General features: G+C 70.4%; 16 protein-coding genes and 1 tRNA gene. 11 read left to right on the top strand and 6 right to left on the bottom strand.

Annotated elements, in window-relative coordinates; all coding sequences use genetic code 11:
• Positions 1-75 precede the first annotated feature (75 nt).
• Positions 76-543, top strand: coding sequence for a large conductance mechanosensitive channel protein MscL (gene mscL / locus OG780_RS24320; protein WP_328451489.1), 468 nt, complete (start codon positions 76-78; stop codon positions 541-543).
• Between the two features lie 97 nt (positions 544-640).
• Here the strand turns inward: mscL and OG780_RS24315 are convergent, their stop codons facing one another.
• Positions 641-823 carry a hypothetical protein gene (locus tag OG780_RS24315; RefSeq protein WP_328451487.1) on the bottom strand — a complete coding sequence of 61 codons (183 nt, stop codon included), beginning with the start codon at positions 821-823 and terminating at the stop codon, positions 641-643.
• A gap of 106 nt (positions 824-929) precedes the next feature.
• Between OG780_RS24315 and OG780_RS24310 the strand changes: the two genes are divergently transcribed.
• From OG780_RS24310 to OG780_RS24300, 3 genes are all read left to right on the top strand, one after another.
• Positions 930-2165 (top strand): low temperature requirement protein A, encoded by a 1236-nt coding sequence (locus tag OG780_RS24310; RefSeq protein WP_328451485.1) that lies wholly within the window; start codon positions 930-932, stop codon positions 2163-2165.
• Positions 2166-2218: 53 nt separating this feature from the next.
• Positions 2219-3277 carry a P1 family peptidase gene (locus tag OG780_RS24305; RefSeq protein WP_328451483.1) on the top strand — a complete coding sequence of 353 codons (1059 nt, stop codon included), beginning with the start codon at positions 2219-2221 and terminating at the stop codon, positions 3275-3277.
• A 402-nt stretch (positions 3278-3679) separates the two neighbouring features.
• On the top strand, positions 3680-4429 hold the full coding sequence (locus OG780_RS24300) for a DUF6227 family protein (protein ID WP_326787217.1): 750 nt from the start codon (positions 3680-3682) through the stop codon (positions 4427-4429).
• Between the two features lie 90 nt (positions 4430-4519).
• Here OG780_RS24300 and OG780_RS24295 read toward each other — a convergent pair whose 3' ends face one another.
• Positions 4520-6097: an MFS transporter gene (locus OG780_RS24295; RefSeq protein ID WP_328451480.1), complete on the bottom strand. Its 1578-nt coding sequence runs from the start codon at positions 6095-6097 to the stop codon at positions 4520-4522.
• A 61-nt stretch (positions 6098-6158) separates the two neighbouring features.
• Between OG780_RS24295 and OG780_RS24290 the strand changes: the two genes are divergently transcribed.
• The gene (locus tag OG780_RS24290) at positions 6159-7142 is read left to right on the top strand and encodes a helix-turn-helix transcriptional regulator (RefSeq protein ID WP_328451478.1); all 984 of its coding nucleotides are present in this window, start codon (positions 6159-6161) and stop codon (positions 7140-7142) included.
• A 604-nt stretch (positions 7143-7746) separates the two neighbouring features.
• Here OG780_RS24290 and OG780_RS24285 read toward each other — a convergent pair.
• Positions 7747-8745 (bottom strand): sigma-70 family RNA polymerase sigma factor, encoded by a 999-nt coding sequence (locus tag OG780_RS24285; protein ID WP_328451476.1) that lies wholly within the window; start codon positions 8743-8745, stop codon positions 7747-7749.
• Between the two features lie 169 nt (positions 8746-8914).
• Between OG780_RS24285 and OG780_RS24280 the strand changes: the two genes are divergently transcribed.
• Complete coding sequence (locus OG780_RS24280; protein WP_328451474.1) at positions 8915-9466, top strand: GNAT family N-acetyltransferase; 552 nt, start codon at positions 8915-8917, stop codon at positions 9464-9466.
• 103 nt (positions 9467-9569) lie between these two features.
• Here OG780_RS24280 and OG780_RS24275 read toward each other — a convergent pair whose 3' ends face one another.
• Positions 9570-10376 (bottom strand): dioxygenase family protein, encoded by an 807-nt coding sequence (locus OG780_RS24275; RefSeq protein WP_328451472.1) that lies wholly within the window; start codon positions 10374-10376, stop codon positions 9570-9572.
• Positions 10377-10514: 138 nt separating this feature from the next.
• On the opposite strand from OG780_RS24275, the gene OG780_RS24270 reads away from it, so the two are divergent.
• On the top strand, positions 10515-11024 hold the full coding sequence (locus OG780_RS24270) for a MarR family winged helix-turn-helix transcriptional regulator (protein ID WP_328451470.1): 510 nt from the start codon (positions 10515-10517) through the stop codon (positions 11022-11024).
• Positions 11025-11298: 274 nt separating this feature from the next.
• On the opposite strand, the gene OG780_RS24265 is transcribed toward OG780_RS24270, so the two are convergent.
• Both OG780_RS24265 and OG780_RS24260 read right to left on the bottom strand, forming a co-directional pair.
• On the bottom strand, positions 11299-12849 hold the full coding sequence (locus tag OG780_RS24265; RefSeq protein ID WP_328451468.1) for an MFS transporter: 1551 nt from the start codon (positions 12847-12849) through the stop codon (positions 11299-11301).
• Between the two features lie 285 nt (positions 12850-13134).
• The gene (locus tag OG780_RS24260; RefSeq protein ID WP_328451466.1) at positions 13135-13779 is read right to left on the bottom strand and encodes a TetR/AcrR family transcriptional regulator; all 645 of its coding nucleotides are present in this window, start codon (positions 13777-13779) and stop codon (positions 13135-13137) included.
• 279 nt (positions 13780-14058) lie between these two features.
• On the opposite strand from OG780_RS24260, the gene OG780_RS24255 reads away from it, so the two are divergent.
• The 4 genes from OG780_RS24255 to OG780_RS24240 all read left to right on the top strand — a co-directional run bounded on the left by OG780_RS24255 (position 14059) and on the right by OG780_RS24240 (position 19248).
• Positions 14059-15333 (top strand): M6 family metalloprotease domain-containing protein, encoded by a 1275-nt coding sequence (locus tag OG780_RS24255; RefSeq protein WP_328451464.1) that lies wholly within the window; start codon positions 14059-14061, stop codon positions 15331-15333.
• 372 nt (positions 15334-15705) lie between these two features.
• Positions 15706-17730: an IclR family transcriptional regulator domain-containing protein gene (locus OG780_RS24250; protein WP_443062197.1), complete on the top strand. Its 2025-nt coding sequence runs from the start codon at positions 15706-15708 to the stop codon at positions 17728-17730.
• 207 nt (positions 17731-17937) lie between these two features.
• Positions 17938-18588 (top strand): ScbR family autoregulator-binding transcription factor, encoded by a 651-nt coding sequence (locus OG780_RS24245; protein ID WP_328451460.1) that lies wholly within the window; start codon positions 17938-17940, stop codon positions 18586-18588.
• Between the two features lie 587 nt (positions 18589-19175).
• Positions 19176-19248: transfer RNA gene (locus tag OG780_RS24240), tRNA-Arg, on the top strand.

The raw sequence follows: 19248 nt of genomic DNA, 5'->3' as shown, positions 1-19248 counted from the left end.
GTTGGACGGGCCCGGCACGCCCTGCCGTAGGTTGCGGAGCTGTTTGTTCCACAACCTGTGCGGAGGGGCCTCCTAGTGAGCGACAACAAGCAGCCCAGCGTCTGGGAGGGCTTCAAGGCCTTCCTGATGCGGGGCAACGTCATCGACCTGGCCGTCGCCGTGGTCATCGGCGCGGCCTTCACCAACATCGTCAACGCCGTGGTGAAGGGCATCATCAACCCGCTGGTCGGCGCTGTCGGTACGAAGAACCTCGACAGCTACAGCTCCTGTCTGGAGGGCCGCTGCACGGGCACCGGAGCGGACGCGGGCATCCGCATCATGTGGGGCTCGGTGCTGGGCGCCTCGCTCAGCTTCCTGATCACCGCCAGCGTCGTCTACTTCCTGATGGTGCTGCCGATGGCCAAGTTCCTGGCCCGGCAGGCGGCCCGCCAGAAGGCGAAGGAAGGCGCGAAGGAGGTCATGGAGGTGTCCGAGCTGGAGGTGCTGAAGCAGATCCGCGACGAGCTGGTCGCCCAGCGCGGTCAGGGGCGCCGCGACTACTGACGGCGAGGCCGGGGGCACGCGCCCGGGAACCCGTCGGGCACCGCCGCCGGGAGCCCGGGGGCGGCGCATCCCGGGGCGAGGACACCCGGGGCAGGGTTCAGAGGTGGTGGGGCGGCTTCTCGTCGAGGAAGCGCTTCAGGTCGGCGGCACTGTCACCGGTGCTGTCGGCCCGCTCGCCCCACCCGCGGTCCGTATCGTCCGAGGACTGCTGGTTCAACGGATCGTCGAAGACCAGTGCCGGCTTCGGATCGCGCGGTTCGGGGGCGGGGGCGGGACTCATGCCCCAAGCGTACGCCGCGGGGGCGCCGGCCCGGCCCGGCCGAGCAAGGGTCGCTCGTGAAGGCTTTCACAAGAATTTCCGGCACTTTTCTGCTGTGCTTGGCCCTATGACCTCCCGTTCCGCTCCGGAATCCGCCTCGGCACCACGGCCCGCGAGCCACCGGCCACTGCGCAGAATGAGCGCCCGGGGCCGTGACGAGGCACACCGGGTCGCGTCGCCGCTGGAGCTCCTGTTCGACCTGTGTTTCGTGGTGGCCATCGCCCAGGCGGGCGCCGAACTGGTGCACGCCGTGGCGGAGGGGCACGCGGGGCAGGGCATCCTCGACTACGCGATGATCTTCTTCGCCATCTGGTGGGCGTGGATGAACTTCAGCTGGTTCGCGTCGGCCTACGACAACGACGACGTGCTCTACCGGGTCGTCACGCTGGTGCAGATCGCGGGCGTCCTGGTGCTCGCGGCCGGGGTGTCCAAGGCCTTCGAGAACCATGACTTCCTGGTCGTCTGGCTGGGCTACGCGATCATGCGGTTCGCGATGATCGCGCAGTGGCTGAGAGTGGCCCGGTCCACCGAGGGGACCGAGAGAACCATGGCGCTGCGGTACGCGGGCGGTGTACTGCTGTGCCAGATCGGCTGGCTCGGCCTGCTGTTCGCGCCGGAAGCCGGCCGCCCGTGGGTCTTCCTGGTGGTGGCCGTCGCCGAGCTGTGCGTCCCGCTGTTCGCGGAGAAGGCCTTCACCACGCCCTGGCATCCGCACCACATCGCCGAGCGGTACGGCCTGTTCACGATCATCGTGCTGGGCGAGACGATCGCCGCCGCCACCGTCGCGGTGAAGTCGGCCGTCGACGAGCACGACGCGCTGGGCGAGCTGCTCCCCATCGCCGCGGGCGGCCTGCTGATCGTGTTCTCCGCCTGGTGGATCTACTTCGTGGTGCCGATCCACGGCCATCTGCAGTCCAACGGACAGGCCTTCCTCTGGGGGTACGGCCACTATCTGATCTTCGCGTCGGCCGCAGCGATCGGTGCGGGCCTGGAGGTCGCGGTGGAACAGACGGTCGGCACGGCGCACATCTCGGCACTCTCGGCGTCCGCCGCGGTGACGCTGCCGACCGCCCTGTACTTCCTCGCCGTCTGGGCACTGCACTCTCGCCACTTCAAGGTCGGCATCGCCCAGCAGATCGTCCTGCCGACCACCGCGCTGCTCGTCATCCTGTGCACCTTCCTGGGCGACTGGGCGGTGCTCGCCGCGGGGATCGTCTCCGCTCTGACCGTGGCGGTCGGGGTGGTGATGACCACGCGCGTGGTGACGGGGGAAACGCCAACCGGCGCGGCACGAAGCGCGTAGCCCGGCGCGCGCGAACACCCGCCGGGGCCCGCGGCCAGGGAAGACTGGAGGGTATGACAGTTGACGCTCTGACAGATGTCGCAGGTCTGCGGGTGGGGCACGCGACGTGCAGCGGGAACGGTTGGCTCACGGGGACGACGGTGGTACTCGCTCCCGAGGGAGGTGTGATCGCCGCCGTGGACGTGCGCGGCGGCGGGCCCGGCACCAAAGAGACGGACGCGCTCGATCCGCGCAACCTCGTGCAGAAGATCGAGGCGGTCGTGCTGACCGGAGGCAGCGCGTACGGGCTGGACTCGGCGTCGGGCGTGATGGCGTGGCTGGAGGAACGGGGACGCGGGGTGCGCGTGGGGCCGGACCCGGCGCACGTCGTGCCCGTCGTGCCCGCCGCCTGCGTCTTCGATCTCGGGCGCGGCGGCGACTTCCGGTCGCGGCCGGACGCCTCCACCGGGATCGCCGCGGTCGAGGCCGCCGCCGCGAGCGCGCTGCGCGCGCCGGTGCGGGAGGGCGGCGTGGGCGCCGGTACCGGGGCGGTGGTCGGTGCGCTCAAGGGCGGGGTCGGGACGGCGAGCGCCGTGCTGGAGTCCGATGTCACGGTCGCCGCGCTGGTGGTGGCCAACGCGGCGGGCTCGGCGGTGGAGCCCGAAACGGGGGTTCCGTACGGGGAGTTGGCGCGAGGGCGTACGGCGGGTCCGTCCGCCGCGGTGCGCGAGGCGGCCCGGCTGCGGCTGGCGGAGACCGCCGCGAGGAACGCGCCGCCCCCGTTGAACACCACGCTCGCCGTCGTCGCCACCGACGCCGGGCTGACGCGGGCGCAGGCACAGAAGCTCGCGGGTACGGCGCACGACGGAATCGCGCGTGCCGTACGGCCGGTGCATCTGCTGAACGACGGGGACACGGTGTTCGCGCTGGCCACGGGTGACCGGCCGCTCGACGCCGGGAACCCCCTGGCGCTCAACGAGATCCTCGCGGCGGGCGCGGACCTGGTGACGCGCGCGATCGTGCGCGCCGTACGCGCGGCGGAGTCGGTGGACGGGCCGGGCGGGGCGTGGCCGTCGTACGAAGAGCTTTACGGGGACGGCGGGTTGGGGGACCGTCCCGGTTCTCCCGCTTGACGGCGTACGGCTCGGGGCTGCGGGCGGCGGGTCGGCAGGGGCCCACGCCGGCGCGCGCTGCGCCGAGCCGCGCCGAGCCGGGCCACGGCCGAGCCGGGTCCGCGTGGTGGAGCGGGTCAGGACTCGCTCGCCGGGGTCGTCTTGTAGCGGTCGGGAACTGGTGCGGCAAGGGCACCTTGCCGGACAATGGGCGCAACGGCCGGAACCTTTCACGGGGTGCGTCGACCGCTGAAAGTGCCGTCTGACGAGGGCTTATTGACGTCCTGACGAGCCGCGGGGGAACTTACCGCGCGGCCCGCCCGTTTTCCGTCCGTACGTTTTCTCGGTTCGCGGACATGATGTCCGACCGAGGGGCTACGGTATGCACCCACAAGGTGACATGCAGCAACGCCGGGAGAAACCTTGAGCGTTCCGTACGAGACAGCAGCGTACGAACCACCCGAGTCGCCCGAGTCTCCGGAGGAGCATCTCGCACGACTTCTGGGCCGCGCCCTGAACTCGTTCGAGCTGCCCGACGAGGCGATACGACGGCTGGACTGCGCGCTGGCACACGACAGCTCGCTGCACTCCGCGCACCACAGCGCGGGGCTGCACCGGGAGACGTACCGGCACACCTGGCTGCTCGCCGACGGTTCCGCCGTCACGCTGTGGGAGCTGGTGCACAACACGGCGACCGGGCACGAAGCCCAGCACGAGGTCTACGTCGACGAGGAGGAGCTGCGCACCGCCACGGCCCGGCTCCCGCTCCCTCCGGACGCACCGGACTTCGAGCTGCCCGTGTTCGTGCAGCTGTCGTCGATCCCCGAGCCGCGTCACACCTATGTGCCCGACGACTCCGCCGATCACGCGCGCCGGCTCCTGCGGCGCGCGGAGAATCCGGACCGGCCGGGCGCCGACCTCACGTCGCTGCTGCTCCGGGAGGCGTTCGCGCACCAGATCACGCAGGCTTTCGGGCGCCCTTGCCGCGCCGGACAGGCGGGGCTGTGCTTCTCGCTCTACGAGCACGCGTTCCTGCTGCGCGACGGGCAGGAGATCTCCTTGTGGGAGGTCGAGCACACGGCGACCCCGGACCGGCGGCACATGTGCGAGGTGTACGCGACGGAGGACGCGGCCCGGGACGCGATGGAGCGCCGGGCGGCACGACTGGGCTGAAGCCGGAAGGGGCCCCGGCACCTGAGGTGCTGGGGCCCCTTCCGGCTCGGACCTCCGCGTCACGCGGTTGACGGCGGACCTGGGCGGAGATCAGCCCACGAATTCCGGCTTCCGGTCCTGCTCCTGCCCCTTGTCCTTGCCCAAGGCCCTGTCCTGGCTCTGGTCCTGGGCATCCGGCTCGTCCTGCGCACCCTCCACATGCTGGGCCGGCTGCTTCGGCAGGGCGAACATGAGCAGGAAGATGACGGTCAGCACCGCGGCGACCCAGCCCAGCGCGTGCTCGAAGGCGTTCGCGAAGGCCGGACCCACCTGGGCCGGGGTCAGCCGGTCGCTGATCTCGCCGAAGAAGACGACCGAGACCAGGCCGAGGCCGAGCGCGTTGCCCATCTGCTGCACGGTGTTGATCAGGCCCGACGCCGAGCCCGCGTGCTCACGCGGGACGTCCGAGAGCACCGCGTCCGTCAGCGGGGCGACGATGAAGCCCATGCCCGCTCCCATGACCACCAGCGGGAGGGCCATCTGCCAGGAGGCGATGTCCATGCCGTACCGGTCGGACTCCCAGATGTAGAGCAGCACGCCGAGCGCCATGACCAGGGCGCCCGCCTGGAGCACCTTGCGCCCGAAGCGCGGGACAAGCAGCTGCACGGACATGCCCGCCGCCGCCGAGACCGCGATCGAGAACGGCACCCCGGTGAGCCCGGCCCGCAGCGCGCTCCAGCCCAGCCCGAACTGCATGTACAGCGTCCAGACCAGGAAGAAGATGCCGAGCGCGATACCGAAGACGGTCTGTACGGCGATGCCAGCCGCGAAACTCTTCACCTTGAACAGCGACAGCTCGACCAGCGGTGAACCGTCCCGCGCCGTCTTCCGCTTCTCGTACGCCACCAGCCCCGCGAAGACCACGAGGGAGCCGGCCATCGAGACGTACCCCCACAGCGGCCAGCCCAGCTCACGGCCACGGGTCAGCGGGTAGAGGAGCATCAGCAGGCCGAGCGTGACGAGGGCGACGCCGACGAGGTCGAGCTTCAGGGCCTTCGGGGCCTTGGACTCGCTGATGAAGCGGCGGCCCAGGATCAGCGCGAGGATGCCGACCGGCAGGTTGATGAGGAAGATCGGCCGCCACTCCAGGCCGAAGAGGTTCCACTCGATGAGCAGTGCGCCGAGGAGTGGACCGGAGACCGCGCCCAGGCCGACGATCGCGCCGAAGAGGCCGAAGACCTTGCCCCGCTCGTGCGCCGGGAAGGTCGCGTGCACGATCGACAGCACCTGCGGCACCATCATCGCGGCCATGGCGCCCTGCAGAATGCGCGAGGCGACGAGCATCTCCGGGTTCGCCGCGAAGCCGCACAGCGCCGACGCGACCGTGAAACCGGCGATGCCGAGGAGGAAGAGCCGCTTGCGGCCGTAGATGTCGCCGAGCCGCCCACCGGTGACGAGTCCCGCGGCGAAGGCCAGCGCATAGCCCGCGGTGATCCACTGGATCTGGCTGAACGTGGCCCCCTCGTCCCGCTGGATCGACGGGATCGCGATGTTGACGATCGTGACGTCGACGAGGTCCATGAAGGCCGCGGTCATCACGATGGCGAGGGCGAACCAGCGCCGCCGGTCGGCCGCGTCGCCGGGTGCCGGGCTGCTGAGAGCTGTCTCAGAGGTGTCGGTGGAGGTCATGCCATAAAGGTAGGGCCCGATTAGGTCAGATCATGTCCTAGTTCTCCGGCACCCTGGAAACATGACGACCGATACTCCGGCCCGGCTTCTCCAGCTCCTCTCCCTCCTCCAGACGCCCCGCGAGTGGCCCGGCGGCGAGCTGTCCGAGCGTCTCGGGGTGTCCCGTCGTACGGTCAGGCGCGATATCGACCGGCTCCGCGAGCTGGGCTATCCCGTGCAGGCGACCAAGGGAGCGGACGGCGGTTACCGGCTGGTGGCGGGCACGGCGATGCCCCCGCTCGTCCTCGACGACGAGGAGGCCGTGGCCATCGCGGTGGGGCTGCGGGCCGGCGCCGGGCACGCGGTCGCGGGTGTGGACGAGGCCTCCGTACGGGCGCTCGCCAAGCTGGAACAGGTGCTGCCGTCCCGGCTGCGCCACCGCGTGTCCACGCTCCAGGCCGCGACCACGCCCCTGACCAGCGGAGACGGGGCGAGCATCGCGCCCGAGACGCTGACCGTGATGGCGTCGAGCATCGCGGGGAAGGAGCGGCTGCGGTTCGCGTACCGCTCGGGGGACGGAACGCCGTCGCGGCGGCTGACCGAGCCGTACCGGCTGGTCTCCACCGGCCGCCGCTGGTATCTCGTCGCGTACGACCTCGACCGCGGCGACTGGCGGACGTTCCGCGTCGACCGGGTGACCGAACCCTTCGCGACGGGAGCCCGGTTCACGCCCCGCGAGCTGCCGACGGGGAACGCCGCCGAGTTCCTGCGGCAGTCGATGTACCGGCGCCAGGACACGTACACGTTCGACGTCACCTTCGCCGCCCCGGCCGACTTCGTCGCGGCGCGCGTGCCCGCCTGGGTCGGCGTGCCCGAGCCGATCGACGGGCACAGCTGCCGGCTGCGGGCCTCCTCCAGCGACTCGATGGAATGGCTGGCGGTGCGGATCGCGATGGTCGACTGTGACTTCACGGTGCGAGAACCGCGAGAACTTGTGGATTACGTAAGGGAGTTGGGTGCGCGGCTGAGTCGGGCGGGGGGAGTGCCGCAGACTGACGGCGCTTGACGGTCGACCGTCCGCCACGGGGGGGCGGTGACACCCGGTGGACCGTCGGCGACGGCTGGTTACGCCGCTGTGGCAGAATCTGCCGTCCGGGTCACCCCGGGGTTCAGGTTCGGGGTGGCCCGTCCGCGTCCTGCCCGGAAACCCTCCGCGCTCGCCCGACCTCGTCGGAGTCGGCAACTCCCGTACCCCGGAACGAAAATGGAACCGAGCTCCGGCGCCGGGGGGGGGGAGGCGCCGAAGCTCGGCTCTGGGAGAGTCCCGGCGCGGGGGGGGGTGTGCGTCGGGACTCGGTTCTTGGGAGCGGGGTGCTTCCGTTCGGTGAATCCGCTGAGGACTTCCGCTCGGTGTTCCGCTCGGTGGTTCTGTTCGCTTCTTCCGCTCGGACGGGGCCCGAAGCGTGGGCCCTGAAGTCTTGTTCCCAGGGCCCGGCAGGTTGAAGCGGCCTTACATGGCCATGTCTGGTCGACTTGTGGCCATCGAGGCGAGGGTGCCCGTGCGCGGACTGGCACAGAGGGGTCCGGCGCCCGCGCGGCGATTCAACCCGTACGGCCCACTCGCCCCTCTCGCTCGGCCCGCCCCGTACGTTCCGCGCGCCTCGTCCCCGCTACGCCGCCGCGTCGAATCCGGTGTCGCGCGCCAGCTTCTTCAGTTCGAGCAGGGCGTGCTTCTCGATCTGACGGATGCGTTCACGCGTGAGCCCGTGCTCCTTGCCGACCTCCGTGAGCGTCCGCTCCCGGCCGTCCTCGATGCCGTACCGCATCTTGATGATGGAGGCGGTGCGCTGGTCGAGGTGGCCGATCAGATCGTCCAGCTCCTCACTGCGCAGCAGCGTGAGCACCGACTGCTCGGGCGAGACGGCGGAGGTGTCCTCCAGCAGGTCGCCGAACTGGGTCTCGCCCTCGTCGTCCACCGCCATGTTCAGCGAGACCGGGTCGCGGGCCCAGTCCAGGACGTCGCCCACGCGCTCCGGCGTCGAACCGAGCTCGGCGGCTATCTCCGTGTGCTCGGGCTCGCGCCCGTTCTCACGGTTGAACTCACGCTGCACGCGACGGATCCTGCCCAGCTCCTCGACCAGATGGACGGGGAGGCGGATCGTGCGCGACTGGTCGGCGATCGAACGGGTGATGGCCTGACGGATCCACCAGGTGGCGTACGTCGAGAACTTGAAGCCCTTGCGGTAGTCGAACTTCTCGACCGCGCGCACCAGGCCGGCGTTCCCCTCCTGGATCAGGTCGAGCAGGGGCAGACCGCTGCGCGGGTAACGGCGCGCCACGGCCACGACCAGCCGGAGGTTCGAGCGGATGAAGACGTCCTTGGCGCGCTCGCTGTCGGCGACCAGCGCCTCCAACTCCTCGCGGGACGCGTCCGCCTTGGCCTCGGCCTCACCGTCGAGGATCTGCCGCGCGAACACACCCGCCTCGATGACCTGGGACAACTCGACTTCCTTGGCGGCGTCGAGCAGCGGTGTACGCGCGATCTCGTCGAGGTACATGCCGACCAGGTCGCGATCGGCGATTTCGCCGCCTCCGGCGCGAACACTGCGTGCCGCGTCGGATGTCCCGCCAGTGGCGGACTTACGACGGGCGACGGCACGGGTTGCCATGCGTGCTCCCTTGCGTGGTGGGCTTGCGGGTGGTCCAGGACATCCGGTTTCACCCTCCCGGGTGCCCGGCATCCGATGGAAACAACGACTGGAATCAGGACAGAATTCCCAACCCGCACCTTGATTTTTCTGAGCATGCAGTACCCTGTCGCACCACTCGGGAGGTCTGATGCGGTCAGAACGTACAGATGTGCAGGTCAGGCCGGGGGTCGCAGCCGACCTGGGCGCGCTTACGGAGCTGTACAACCACTACGTCCGTGAGACACCCATCACGTTCGACACCATCGTCTTCACGCCGGAGCAACGTCGCCCGTGGCTGCTCTCCCACCCTGAAGACGGACCGCACCGCCTGATGGTTGCCACAAACGCGGATTCACAGGCGATTCTGGGGTACGCCACATCCAGCGCTTTTCGCGTGAAGCCCGCCTACGCGACCTCCGTGGAGGTGACGGTCTACGTCGCCCCCGACGCCGCACGCCGGGGCGTCGGCACGCTCCTCTACGAAGCCCTCTTCTCGGCGCTCGCCTCCGAGGACCTGCACCGGGCGTACGCCGGCATCGCGCTGCCCAACGAAGCGTCCGTGCGCCTGCACGAACGCTTCGGGTTCCGGCACATCGGCACCTATCGGGAGGTCGGCCGCAAGTTCGGCCGCTACTGGGACGTCGCCTGGTACGAGAAGGAACTCACCCGCGTCAACGACCCTGCGGGTCAATACAGCTAGGACGCACGCGAACGCCCGGACCGGGACCGTCGGGCGGTCGGACCGTCGGGCGTGATGGACGGCCCGACCATCGGACGTTACGGACGGTCGGGCCGTCGGCCGCTCAGTCGAACTGCACCGACCGCTTCGCCATCCCCAGCCAGAATCCGTCGATCACGGACCGCTGCCCGCCGAGCCCCCCGGCGGCGTCCGCCGCTCCCATGGTCACGAAGAGCGGGGCGAAATGCTCCGTGCGCGGGTGGGCGAGACGGCCCGCCGGGGACTTGCGCTCGAAGTCGAGCAGCGCGTCCACGTCACCGGCCTCCAGCGCGCGGTGCCCCCAGTCGTCGAACTCGCTCGACCAGGCGGGCACTCCCCCGCCGGTGTGCCGCAGGGCCGCGAGGTTGTGGGTGAAGAAGCCGGAACCGACGATCAGCACCCCCTCGTCACGCAGCGGCGCCAGCTTCCGCCCGATCTCGAACAGGCGGACCGGGTCGAGCGTCGGCATGGAGATCTGGAGCACCGGGATGTCGGCCTCGGGGAACATCTCCTTGAGGGGGACGTACGCGCCGTGGTCGAGTCCGCGGTCCGGGATGTCCTGCACCGGCGTGCCGGGCGCGCGCAGCAGCTTCCGTACGGACTCGGCGAGCTCCGGAGCGCCGGGGGCCGCGTACGTCACCTGGTAGTAGTGCTCGGGGAAGCCCCAGAAGTCGTACACGAGAGGGACCGTCTCGATCGCGCCGAGGGCGAGCGGGGCCTCCTCCCAGTGCGCGGAGACCATGAGGATCGCCTTGGGGCGGGGCAGGCCGGCGGACCATGCGGCGAGCTGGCCGGGCCAGACCGGGTCGTCGGCGAGCGGCGGGGCACCGTGACTGAGGTAGAGGGCGGGCATGCGCTCCGGCGCGGGGCGCTCCTCGGTGGCGGCGGACATGGCTGCTCCCTCCAGAGGGTTCCATCGTACGGCGGCAGTGCTTGATCTTTGAAGCACTTTACTTAAAGTCTCAAGTTCCAGGTCGAGACTACGACGCATTTGTTTAAGTTTCAAGAAGGGGCTCGTACAGTGGGGTCCATGAACACGGCACCCGCTCCCGCTGAAGAGCCGCGCTGGCTCACCGACGAGGAACAGCGCATCTGGCGTGCGTACATGCACGCCACGACCCTCCTGGAGGACCACCTCGACCGTCAGCTCCAGCGCGACGCGGGCATGCCGCACATCTACTACGGCCTGCTCGTGCAGCTCGGGGAGGCGCCGCAGCGCCGGCTGCGGATGACGGAGCTGGCCATGAACGCGAAGATCACCCGCTCGCGGCTCTCGCACGCCGTCGCGCGGCTGGAGAAGAACGGCTGGGTACGCCGCGAGAACTGCCCGTCCGACAAGCGGGGCCAGTTCGCGGTGCTGACCGACGAGGGCTACGAGGTGCTGCGGCGCACCGCGCCGGGCCATGTCGCCGCCGTACGCCAGGCACTGTTCGACCGGCTCGGGCCGAACCAGCGGAAGGCCTTCGGCGAGGCCATGCGGATCATCGCCGAGGGGCTCCAGCCGAAGGACGCGGGGGCGGATCTGCCCTGGCTGCGCTAGGAGCGGGCGGCCGGGGTGGCGGGCCCTGCTGACGAGTCCGGCCGGGGCGATGCGCCTCTGCCGCCGAGTCCGACCGGGCAGCGGACCGCCTGGACAGCAGACCGCCCGGACACGGGACCGCCCCGGTTCCGTCTGGCGTGGAACCGGGGCAGTCTCCGGAGTCGTACGGACGAGGCGTCCCCATCCCCGTCCGTACGCGAAGCACCGTCGTACGGACCGCGGAGGTACCGGGCCGTGGGCTACGGAAGTACCGGAGTACGGGGCGGGCGCCGGGTCAGTGAGCGACGACCGGCACCTTCAGCTCGTCCTCGGCGCCTTCGCCCGTGCCCGAGCCGACGATCGCGGAGGCGTCCGGACGGCCGGTGTTGATCAGGGTGAAGGCGATTCCCGCGGCGACCACGAGGATGCCGACGGCGAACCAGATCGCGTTGCTGTAGCCGTGCACCATGCCCTCCGCCTGGACCAGCTGCTGCTGCGCCTTGGTCCCGGCGCCCGCCATGTGGTCCTTGATGTAGGCGGTGGTCGCGGAGGCCGCGATCGTGTTCAGCAGGGCCGTGCCGATCGCACCGCCGACCTGCTGCGAGGTGTTGACCATCGCCGAGGCGACACCGGCGTCACGCGGCTCGATGCCGTGCGTGGCCAGCGACATGGCGGGCATGAACGCCGTACCCATGCCGAGACCGAGCAGCAGCATCGCCGGCATCACCAGGGAGACGTACGACGAACCGATCTCCAGCTGCGCCAGGAACAGCATGCCGACCGCGGCGACCAGGAAGCCGGGGCCCATCAGCAGGCGCGGCGCGACCCGGGTCATCAGACGGGCGCCGATCTGCGTGGAGCCCGTGATCATGCCCGCGATCATCGGCAGGAAGGCGAAGCCGGTCGAGATCGGCGAGTAGCCCTTCACGATCTGGAGGTAGTAGGTGAGGAAGAGGAACGTGCCGAACATCGCGATGATCGCGAGGCCGAGGGAGAGGTAGACGCCGCCGCGGTTGCGGTCGAGGACGACGCGCAGGGGCAGCAGCGGGGCCTTGACCTTGGACTCGGTGAAGACGAACGCGGCCAGCAGCAGGGCGGAGGCCACGAACAGGCCGACCGTCATGGAGTCGCTCCAGCCGTCGGACTCGGCGCGGGTGAAGCCGTAGACGAGGGAGACCAGACCGAGGGTGGACAGGACGACGCCCGGGATGTCGAGCGGCGAACGGTTGCGGCCGCCCTTCGGCTCACGGATGACGAAGTACGCGCCCGCGGCCGCGACGATCGCGAACGGGATGTTGACGAAGAAGGTCCAGCGCCAGTTCATGTACTCGGTGAGGACACCGCCGAGGATGAAGCCGACGGCGCCACCGCCACCGGCGATCGCACCGTAGATGCCGAAGGCCTTGGCGCGCTCCTTGGCGTCGGTGAACATCACGGCGAGCAGCGAGAGCGCCGCGGGTGCCAGCAGGGCGCCGAACACACCCTGAAGGGCGCGGGCGCCGAACATCATCGCGCCGCTCTGTGCCGCGCCGCCGAGGGCGGAGGCCAGGGCGAAACCGACCAGACCCACGACGAACGCCCGCTTGCGTCCCCACAGGTCGGCGATGCGGCCGCCGAACAGGAGCAGACCGCCGAAGGCGAGGGCATAGGCCGTGACGACCCACTGCCGGTTGCCGTCCGAAATACCCAGGTCCTGCTGGGCCGAGGGCAGGGCGATGTTCACGATCGTGGCGTCGAGCACCACCATCAGCTGGGCCAGCGCGATGAAGACGAGCGCTTTCCAGCGGTTGCTGTGCGCGTCGGACTCCAGGTCCGGAATCGCTTTGGACGTGCCTGTTTCAGACATGGGGGTACCCACTCCGGGACTTCGTAGCGAAAAATGCAGTGAAAAGGGACGGCTCGTCGACGGTGACGGCCGGGAACGCCTCGGCGCGGCTCGGCGCGGCTCGTCCCAGATGACGAGTGCGCCTCGCGCGTGACGCGTACGGGCCGTACGAGGTGTACGGGCTGTACGGGCGATGAGTCGTGCGTTATTGAGTACGAGTTCGGGTTACGAGTCCTGACTGCCGCCGGGCGCCGGACTCATCGGTCGCCGGTCGACCGATCACTTCGGCTGCCACTCCAGCACCGGTCACACTCGTCGCAGTTCCTCCAGGTTGGCGGCCACTCCGGGCAGTTCGGAGCGGGCCGGAGCCCGCATACCGTCCAGGAACAGCTGCAGATGACGGTGCACGAAGCGGTCGATGCCCTGGCACGCGGTGCCGGGCAGCGGCCTGGTGAGCTGACTGACGGCGATCATCAGATCGCCCAACTCGACGTCGGGGCGCAGCTGTCCGGCCTCACGCGCGCGGGCCATCAGCTGCTGCAGCAGATCGGTGATCCGGTCGCGCGCGGCGACCAGGTCGGGATGGTTCTGGTCGAAGTTCTCGGAGAGCATCGGGCACAGGGCACCGATCCGCTCGTCCGCGGCGAAGTGCACGAAGCCGCTCAGCGCCTCGAACGCGTCGCCGTCCACGGCGAGCGCCTCCTCGACCCACTCCGAGGTGCGGTCCATGACCGAGCACACGACCTCGCGGGCGAGTGCGTCGCGGTCGGGGAAGTTGCGGTACACCGTGGCGTTGCCGACACCGGCCCGGCGGGCGATCTCGTCGAACGGCACCTCGGCGCCGAACTCGACGAACATCTCGCGGGCGGCGGCGACGATCCGCTCCCGGTTGCGCAGGGCATCGGCACGGGGCCGGGCCACTCGGCGCTGCACGGGGGTCGCGGTCTCCACGGCGTCCTCCTCGGAACTTCTCGGAACGTGTATGCGATCCGGGGATTCCGTCCCCGTTTCGCTCGGACGTATGGCTAAACGGGGAAACGATCCCCGGTTATTTCCCGGATCGAGAAGAGAATGATGTGACCTACGTCACACATTCTTCCTCCCTTCGGCACCTCCCGCAGATGAACCCGATCGGGCCCATCCAGCGCGCGCCCGGCGAGTCGGCGACTCAGGGTGATCGAAAGGGTGCAGTCGGAGACCGGTGGCTGCCGTGGAGCGAAGGGCCCCTGCATGCTGCCGTCCAGCCGCCGCATACGCCCGCGCCGTGTGGCCGCGCTGGCCACGGTGACCGTTCTGACGCTGGCGGTCAGCACCTCCGCGGGCACCGGACATCTGACGGCCGGGTCCGCCACGGCGGGCTCCGCGGCGCTGGCCCGCTCCACGGCGCTCGGCCCCTGCCTGATCAACGGCCCGTCGGACGTCCAGATGGGGGAAGGGATTCCGACCGCACCCGGATACGCCCGCTCCACCGGCACCCTGCGGGCTCTGACGCTGATGGTCGACTTCTCCGACGCGCCCGGCAAGGGCAGCGCCCGCGACCGGTACGACGAGTTCTTCCCGAAGACGCAGGAATGGTTCCGCACCGCCTCCTACGGCCGCCTCGACTACCGGCCCAAGGCCCCCGTCCGGCACTGGCTGCGCATGCCCAAGCCCTTCAAGGCGTACGGGATAGAACGCGGCGCGCCCTTCGACCCCGGGTACCGCGAACTGGTCCAGGACATCGTGGCCACGGCCGATCCCGAGGTCGACTTCCGGTCGTACGACATCCTGAACGTGCTGGTCACACCGAATGCCGGGCCCTCCGCGCTGGACACCGTGCTGTCCGTGACCTTCGCCGGCAACACCGAGGCGCCGGTGGCCGACGGCGTCCCGGTCGCCAACGCGTCCTTCGTCTACAGCCGCCAGGACGACGGCTCGGGCTCCTACGCCGACACCGGCTACCGCGTACTCCCCCACGAGAACGGTCACACGTTCGGCCTGCCCGACCTCTACACCCAGGACGGCGGCGGCGCGGTCGGGCACTGGGACATCATGAGCGAGGACTGGGGGGCCGACAACGACCTGCTCGGCTGGCACAAGTGGAAGCTCGGCTGGCTCGACCCCTCCCAGGTGAGCTGCGCGGCCGCACACGGCACCAGCGAGTACACGCTGACCCCGATGGCCCTGCGGGGCGGCGCCAAGCTCGTCGTCATACCCGTCGGCCCCCGCAGCGGATACGTCCTCGAACTGCGCACCCGCGCGGGCAACGACTCCGCCGTCTGCCGTCCCGGCGTCCTCATCTACAAGGTCGACGCCGACGTGGACACCGGGAACGGGCCCGTCACGGTGTACGACTCCCACCGCGACAGCGGCGGATGCACCCGTTCACCCAACGTGCAGGCGGAACTCTCCGACGCGCCCTTTTCCCCCGGTGAGACCTTCAAGGTCGCCAAGGCGGGACTCACCGTCCAGATCGCGTCGACGGACGCCGCGGGGAAGTACCGGGTGTACGTGACGCGCCGCTGAGCACGGGGCGAGCCGCCGGACCAGCGGACGGACGATCGAACGGCCGGACGGCCGGACGGCCGAGCTCGGAGCGAGCCGCCGACGGCCCGGCGGGGAAGCCCGAGACAGCCGGACCGAGGCCCGAAGCCCAACCGGACGGGGCCCGAGGCACAGCCGGACGGAAGCCCGAAGTGCAGCCGGACGGAAGCCCGAGGCACAGTCGGACGGAGAGGGCGCGCGGCAGACCGGCGCCCGTGCCCAGAAGCGGCCCACCTTGCCCACCTGCTTCACCGGGCGGGCAAGCACTACCGTGGCTCTTCTGAGATCCGCCACCGGTGACTCGTCCGAGATCCGCCGCACAGTGACTCTTCTGAGAGCCCCACCGGAGAGCCCATGCCATCAAGCCCCAGGTCATCAAGCTCCAGGCCATCAGGTTCCAGGCCATCGAGCCCCACGTCGTCGTCCCCTGTCACGCCGGCGAACCGCGCGTCGGCCGGGACGGGCAACGGTTCCGCGGTGTCCGGCTCCGGAGCCGGGGCCGGGGCCGAAGTGCCGGACGAGGCGGTCACGCCGCTCATCCGCGGGCTCGCCGTGCTGCGCAGGATGACCGAGGCGGACGGTTCGGCCAGTCTGAGCGGACTCGAACGGGCCACCGGGCTCGCGCGGTCCACCGTCGACCGGATCACCGCGACCCTGGCGCGCATGGGCTACCTGCGCCTCGACGGCCGGGATGCCGTACTCGCCCCCCGCCTGATGGAGCTCGGCAACGCCTATCTCGCCGCCCTCCGGCTTCCCCGTGTCCTGGACGCGTACGCCGACGCCCTCGCCGACGAGCTCGACGAGTCGGTGTCCATCGCCGTCTGCGACCGGGACGGCATCCGCTTCATCCATCAGGCGACCCGGCGCCGCGCGATGTCCCTGAGGTTCCGCATCGGCGACCTGCTCCCCGCCGAACGCACCGCACCGGGACCGCTGTTCGCGTCCGAGTGGAGCGAGGAGGAGTGGACACGCTGGCGGAAGCGCCGCGCGGCCGATCCGGAGGACCGCGGCTTCCCGGCCGTTCCCGCGCGGAGCAGACCGTACGAGGGCATGGCGGACACCTCCACTCTGCCGGCTTCCCAACGCCCCACCCTCGGCGACGACTTCGAGCAACGGGCGGCCGAAGCGGGCGAGACCGGCTGGGCGTTGGACGACCAGCTCATCGAACCGGGCCTCGTCGCGCTCTCGATGCCCGTACGGGAGGCGGGGCGGATCGCCTGCGTGGTGAACGTGGTGAGCCATACGAGCCGGCACGGCGCCACCGAGCTGCGGGACGCGCTGCTGCCGCGCCTACGGACGGCCGTGGCCGAGATGGAACGGGCACTGGCACGGGACGACGAACCGACGCCGGAGCCGAAGGCCGAGCTCACGCAGAGCGACGCACCGACCGGAACGGGCGACGCGGGCGGTGCGAGCGGCACAGCCGACGCCGGAAGCCCCGGAACCGCGGGAATTCCGGGATCCGCGGGAAGCCTCGGAAGCGCACGGAGCGCGGAACCCCCGGGAAGCACGGAACCCCCGGGAAGCACGGAACCCTCGGGGAAGGCCACCACCCCCTCCGGGCTCGCCGACTGGACCGGCGCCTCCAAGCAGGAACTGGGGCGGGAGTTCATCGAGTCGCTGGCGCGGGGCCTGACCGTGATCACGGCCTTCGGCGAGGGGCGCGGCGAACTGACCCTCACCGCGGTGGCCCAGGCGACAGGACTCGCCCGCGCGACCGCGCGCCGCGCCCTGATCACGCTGGAACACCTCGGATACGTCACCACGCACGACCGCGTCTTCCGCCTCACCCCGCGCGTCCTGGGGCTCGGCTTCCCGCCACTCTCACGGACCACGCTCCCCGAGATCGCGGCCCCGCATCTGACCGAACTCTCCCAACGGCTGCGCGACTCGGTGTCGCTCGCGGTGCTGACGGGCGGCGAGATCCAGTACACCGGGCACGTCTCCACCCGGGGCATCATGAGCGTCCACGTCACCGTCGGCACACGGCTGCCCGCGTACGCCACCTCGCTGGGCCGGGCGATCCTGGCCGATCTTCCGGAAACCCGCGCGACGGAGATACTGGCCGGCGCGCCCGAGGCCGTCTCCGGGCGGACCGGCACGGACCCGGAGCTGTTCAGGGCCGAACTCGACCGGGTACGGACGGCCGGATACGCCCTGGTCGAGGCGGAGTTGGAGCAGGGACTGCGATCCATCGCCGTCCCGGTGCGCGACCTCGCCGGACGGACCGTGGCCGCGGTGAACGTCGCCATGCACAGCAGTCGCCGCACCGCCGAGGCCTGCGTCAGCGACGTGCTGCCCGAACTCCGAGCGACAGCGACCCGCGTCGAGGCGGACCTGCACATCGCGGGCCGCTTCCGCCGGGTGCCACAAAGCTGAGCGGAACACCGGGCCACCGGACTCCCCCACCCCTCTTCACTCTTCACTCTTCAACCAGCCATATCCCCAATGGAGTTACCACCTGGCGTGAAGATGATCTGCGCGGCACAGGCCCCGTTGACAGATCCAAAAGCGGGTTTCTAGCGTCTCTCGCGGCAGGACAAACAGCAGCCGAACGACAAGGGGCGTCCGGGTGATCGCGTCGTGGTGAGGCAGGAGAGGTCCGAGCGGACCAGGCACAACCTGATCCGGGCCGCCTCGACCGTGTTCGACCAGTCCGGCTACGAACGGGCCACCCTGTCCGCGATCAGTGAACGGGCTCAAGTCACCAAGGGCGCCCTGTTCTTCCACTTCGCGGCCAAGTCCGACCTGGCCCGTGCGGTCCAGGCGCAGGCCTGCACGACGTCGGGGGCCGCACTGAGGAAGCTGGCGCGGCGCGAGACGCCGGCGTTCGAGACAGCCACCGCCATGGCGCACACCCTCGTGGACCTCATCGAAAGCGACACGCTCGTTCGCGCGGGGGCACGTCTGGCCCAGGAGATCAGGACTCCCGACGACCCGTCACTCCACTGTCACACCAACTGGCTCGGGGCCCTGCACGGGATCCTGGACCGGGCCCGGAACGACGGCTCGCTGCTCCCCGACGTCGACGTCGGGGCGGCGGCCGTGCTGATGCTGTCCATGATCACCGGCACGACGGCCCTGCCCCGCCTCCCCGGCACTCCCCGGTCCCCTCACCCGCGACACACCTCGGCCCCCCACTTCGCCTCCCGCTCCCCCCAGGCGACGGGCGACCTGTGGCTGACCCGCATGCTCCACCTGACCCGCCCGGCTCTCTCGGGCCTCCCGACCAGCTGACCGACAGCCCCGAACGGCCGCCGCGACCACGAGGCCGGGGCGATTGTTCGGAACCGTCACACACCACCGACACCCAGCCACGTACCGCCCACCGCGCACCGAACCCACCGACCGGCCAGCGGACCGCCCGGCATCCAGTAGTCCTGCCACCGGGTGAGACGGTCGGCAGCCTGCTCGCCTCGCTCCGCCCGGCCGGCACCAGGCAGCAAGGCGGACGCACATGCCTGACGCGAGTCGGACCCGCCGGCCGTGGCGACAGGCACGACGGTGATCACGGACGGCACTCACCTCGGCATCGAGGTTTGACGGACCGAGTCGCCTGGCCCCTGCCTACGGGGCCGACGCGGCCCTGCTGATCTGCATCGGCTACGCCTGGCTGAGCAACTCCGTCGTCCGAGCCAAGATCACCCACGCCCTCGCCGCCCAAGCCAGTGCGCACATCTCTCCGCCCTCGGATCAGGCACCACCCGCTACACTGACCGCGGTGGCTATGCCCTCACGGGCTGCCGCCATGGCCTGTCGCCAAACAAGCCTGAGCGGTCCGCCGATCCCGGCAGACTTTCAGACACGTTTTCCGACAGATCCCGGCCTTCGTAGCTCAGGGGATAGAGCACCGCTCTCCTAAAGCGGGTGTCGCAGGTTCGAATCCTGCCGGGGGCA

This window comes from Streptomyces sp. NBC_00386 (assembly GCF_036063235.1).
Taxonomy (GTDB): domain Bacteria; phylum Actinomycetota; class Actinomycetes; order Streptomycetales; family Streptomycetaceae; genus Streptomyces.
This window is presented reverse-complemented; position numbering and strand designations above follow the sequence as displayed.